Origin of the sequence: Microbacterium sp. B24 (assembly GCF_000333415.1) — a bacterium.
GTDB lineage: Bacteria > Actinomycetota > Actinomycetes > Actinomycetales > Microbacteriaceae > Microbacterium.
Genome location: NZ_BADB01000089.1, coordinates 1 through 3,864, shown reverse-complemented (window position 1 = coordinate 3,864; position 3,864 = coordinate 1). Strand labels below are relative to the sequence as shown.

4 protein-coding genes and 1 pseudogene are annotated in these 3,864 nt (G+C 70.4%); 3 read left to right on the top strand and 2 right to left on the bottom strand.

Annotated features, from left to right (window positions below):
* Both I5I_RS17030 and I5I_RS02070 read left to right on the top strand, forming a co-directional pair.
* A pseudogene (locus tag I5I_RS17030) lies at nt 1-489 on the top strand (hypothetical protein); the annotation flags it as partial.
* A 93-nt stretch (nt 490-582) separates the two neighbouring features.
* A complete protein-coding gene (locus I5I_RS02070) occupies nt 583-1,191 on the top strand; it encodes an HD domain-containing protein (RefSeq protein WP_036315882.1) in 609 nt (202 codons plus the stop codon).
* 31 nt (nt 1,192-1,222) lie between these two features.
* On the opposite strand, the gene I5I_RS17850 is transcribed toward I5I_RS02070, so the two are convergent.
* Both I5I_RS17850 and I5I_RS02060 read right to left on the bottom strand, forming a co-directional pair.
* On the bottom strand, nt 1,223-2,593 hold the full coding sequence (locus I5I_RS17850; protein WP_083867903.1) for a GNAT family N-acetyltransferase: 1,371 nt from the start codon (nt 2,591-2,593) through the stop codon (nt 1,223-1,225).
* Complete coding sequence (locus tag I5I_RS02060; RefSeq protein WP_083867902.1) at nt 2,590-3,141, bottom strand: MarR family winged helix-turn-helix transcriptional regulator; 552 nt, start codon at nt 3,139-3,141, stop codon at nt 2,590-2,592. Before I5I_RS02060 ends, I5I_RS17850 begins: the two co-directional genes overlap by 4 nt.
* 81 nt (nt 3,142-3,222) lie before the next feature.
* Here I5I_RS02060 and I5I_RS02055 point away from each other — a divergent pair, with 81 nt between their 5' ends.
* Nucleotides 3,223-3,801 carry an NADPH-dependent F420 reductase gene (locus tag I5I_RS02055; RefSeq protein ID WP_036315879.1) on the top strand — a complete coding sequence of 193 codons (579 nt, stop codon included), beginning with the start codon at nt 3,223-3,225 and terminating at the stop codon, nt 3,799-3,801.
* The last annotated feature ends 63 nt before the right edge of the window (nt 3,802-3,864 follow it).

The following is a 3,864-nucleotide window of genomic DNA, read 5'->3' as shown; positions in this document are numbered from 1 at the left end:
GCGTTCGTGCGCGCCCTGCGCTCGCACGTAGACGCGGCGAACGCCCGCATCGAGACGGAGACGGGTGTCAGCGCGGCGCAGTGGCGCGCACTCGATCCGCGCCAGTACGACCCGAGGACGATCATCCGCGAGGCGCTGGAGGTCTCACCCACGCCCGGCGATGCCGCCGTCTCGGCTCCGAGTTCCGCCGAGCGCCCTGTGAGCGGGCCTCCGACCGAACCCGAGCTCCCGGCGCCAGCGCTCGCCGTGCAGCTCTCGGACGAAGAGCTCCTCCGCATCAGGCCCGGCCAGCGCTACCTCGTCATCGGCGGATCGGCGCACCCGGTGCGCATCGCCATCGACGAGCTTCCCGACGGTCATCCGGCGCGCCTCGCCGCCCAGCCGGTGCGCGAGCCCGATGAGGCCATCACGGCGTCGGCATCAGAATCGGGCTCGGCCACCGCGCACGCGGCGTCGCAGGCCCCGGTCCTCTCGACCTCCGACACCTGACGACGTTCGGCGGTGCGGAGTCTGGCAGGAATACGACGAGGCTCGGCGGGCGGCGACATCCGCCCTGCGCGTCGGTGTCGGGAGACTGGATCAATGCACCTCACCGATTTCCGCGCACCCGACACGTTGGCTGCGCGCGGAGCACTCGAACTCGCCCGCCAGTACCAGTCGCCTGCGATCACGGCGCACGCGCTGCGGTCCTGGCTCTGGGCCGAGGCGTTCGCGCGCATCGACGGTCTCGGCCAGGTGGACCACGAGCTTCTCTACGTCGCCGCCGTGCTTCACGACATCGGCACGGTGACCGCGTTCGACAACCACACGATCTCGTACGAGCACGCCGGCGGTCACGTCGGTGTCGCCCTCACCGCCGGGGCGGGGTGGCCGGTGGAACGGCGCGAACGCGTGCTCGAGGTGATCGTGCGCCACAACTGGCCGCGGGTCGATCCGGCGATGGATGCCGAGGGCTATCTCTTGGAGGTCGCGACCGGTCTCGACATCTCAGGCGCACGCCCCGAGGCGCTTCCCGAGGCGTTCCGACGCGAGGTGCTCTCGGTCTACCCGCGCGGCACGCTGGCCGCGGAGTTCGGGGCGTGCGTGATCGATCAGGCCGCGCGCAAGCCCGACACCGCGGCACGACGACTCGTCGACGGTGGCGTCATCGAGAAGCTCGCGGACAATCCACTGGAGCGACTGCCGATCTGACCATAGGCCCGCGCCAGAGGGCGCGGATCGGTCAGCGCCGGACGAGCAGGTCGCGGCCGAAGCAGACCGACACCTCCGACCCGGCATACGAACCGAACAGCGGGATGGGCGCGTAGCCCTCGCGCTGGTAGAAACGGATCGCGTCGGGCTGCGCGGTACCGGTCTCCAGCACGAGACGTCGGGCACCGAGGAGACGAGCTTGCTCCTCCAACTCGCGCAACACCGCCCTGGCGACCCCGGAGCCACGAACCGACGGCGCCGCGTACATGCGCTTGATCTCCACGACGCCGGGGCCGAGGATGCCGTCGGGCAACGGGCGAAGTCCGCCACAGGCCACCGGCGCACCCTCCTCATCGCGCGCCACGACGAAGACCGGCACGTCCGCGGCCGACGGCGTCGCACCCGGTTCGTGATCGTCGGAACCGTAGCGCGCGTCGAGCTCCTCGCGCTGGGCCCGTCGCAGGAGGTCGGCGTCGGGGTCGTCGAACGGGGTGAGCTGGAGAGTCCAGGGGCGGGGCGCTCGCGCGTCGGCGCGCGCCTCGAGAGCACCGATCACGCCGATCATGTCGAGCGCTCCCCTGCCCTCGACGACCGCGCTCTCGTAGAGCTCGCGGCTGGCCGTGATGAGCGGGTGGGCGGAGCCGGCGGCACCCGCCGCAGCCTCGGCGAGCCGCGCGTTCTTGAGCACGTCGGCGATCGCCGCCTGCGCCGTCAGGTTGCCCTCGGTCAGTTTCTGCGCCTTGCCCCGCGATACGACCGACGCCATGGGTCCGGCATCGAGCACGTCGCGCAGAATGTTCGCGTCGACGCCGGCGCGTTCGGCGAAGTGGAAGGTCTCTGCCAGACCCGTGACCATCGTGATGAGAAAGGTGTTCACCGCCAGCTTCATCGACAGCGCCGCGGGGATCGCGCCGCATCGGAACACCTGCCCGCACATGGCGGCGACGACCGGTTCGACGTGGGCGACGGCATCCGCCTCTCCCGCGAGCATCCCGACCAGCGTGCCCGCGATCGCCGGGCCCCGGGACCCCGAAACGGGCGCCTCGACGTAGCGCCCGGCGGCGGATCGTACCTCGCGCGCGAGCTCCTGCGAGAACGCAGTCGTGAACGTCCCCATCTGCACGATCGTGCGGTCGGCGACGAGGTGCGCGAAGGCGTCCGTTCCCCGGCCGAGCACCGCGTCGACCGCCGCCTCGTCACGGAGCATCAAGACGACCGTCTCAGCCTCCGCGAACACGCCGTCGATGTCTGCGGCCACGCGTGCGCCGACAGCGGCGAGTTCTGCGGCGGGCGCCGCCGAGCGCGCCCAGACGACGACGTCGAACCCCGCCCGCACGAGATGGGTGGCCATGGGTACCCCCATGATGCCGAGGCCGATGAAACCGACCGTGCGAGCAGTCATCCGATTCCTCCGCTGCGCGGGCGGACGACCGCGCTCTCCATCGCGGCGGGGTCGGCGGTGCAGGTGACGCCGCCATCGGCGGTGACCGCGAGCCGCTTCTCGGGGTCGAGGGTGCTCAGGATGCCGAGGGAGAGCGCCGCCAGCTGGTCGACGCCGTCGTCGTCGAGCCCGTCGAGGACCATGCGCTTCACGGCATCCGCGTAAAGTGCCGCGCTGTCGAGGTAGACCGCCTTGCCGGCCGCGGTGAGCACGGCGTTCGTCGCCCGGCCGTCCTGTTCGCAGGGCGTGCGCTGCACCAGGTCTTTGCGCTCCAGGCTCGTGACGACGCGCGAGAGCCGGGCGAGTGTCGCGTTGGTGCGCGAGGCGAGGGCGCTCAGGCGCAGGCGGTGGTCGTCGGCTTCGTAGAGCGCTTCGAGCAGGGTGAACTCGAAAGACGTGATGCCCGCGGGGGCGAGCTCTTTGTCGAGCGCGGTCGGGAGTAGTTCGAGCAGAGCGTGCAGGCGCGCCACGGCGACACGCTGAGCGTGGGTGAGTGCCGAGCCGGTCATGGAAGGAATCTACCGCATTAGTTGTATCTACAACGGATTGGGGATATCGTTTTGCTTGTAGGTACAACCAAAGGAGACATCATGACGACGTTCAGCATCATCGGCACCGGCACCATGGCCAACGCGATCGGCGGCGTTCTCGCCGACGGCGGCAGCAGCGTCACGTACATCGCGAAGGACCAGGTCGGCACCGCCGAACTGTCGGGCGACGTGGTCGTGCTCGCCGTGCCCTACCCCGCCGTTGCGGGCATCATCGCCGCGTACGGCGACCGGTTCGACGGCAAGACCGTCGTCGACATCAGCAACCCGCTCGACTTCGAGACCTTCGATTCGCTGACCGTCCCGGTCGGCAGCTCGGCCGCGGCCGAGATCCAGGCGAAGCTCCCGAATGCCCACGTGCTCAAGGCGTTCAACACGACGTTCGCCGGCACCCTCGTCGGCAAGACCATCGGGGGCCTTCCCACCACCGTGCTCATCGCCGGCGATGACGCCACCGCCAAGCAGGCGCTCGCCGCCGCCGTCGAGGCCGGTGGCGTCACCGCGATCGACGCCGGCTCCCTGTCGCGCGCGCACGAGCTCGAGGCCATCGGCTTCTTGCAGCTCACCCTCGCCGCGAGCGAGGAGATCTCCTGGACCGGCGGCTTTCGCGTCGCCCGCTGACCGCATTCGACACCCAGACGTGGAGATCCCCATGGACACGCTCAACCCCGGGACGACAATGGA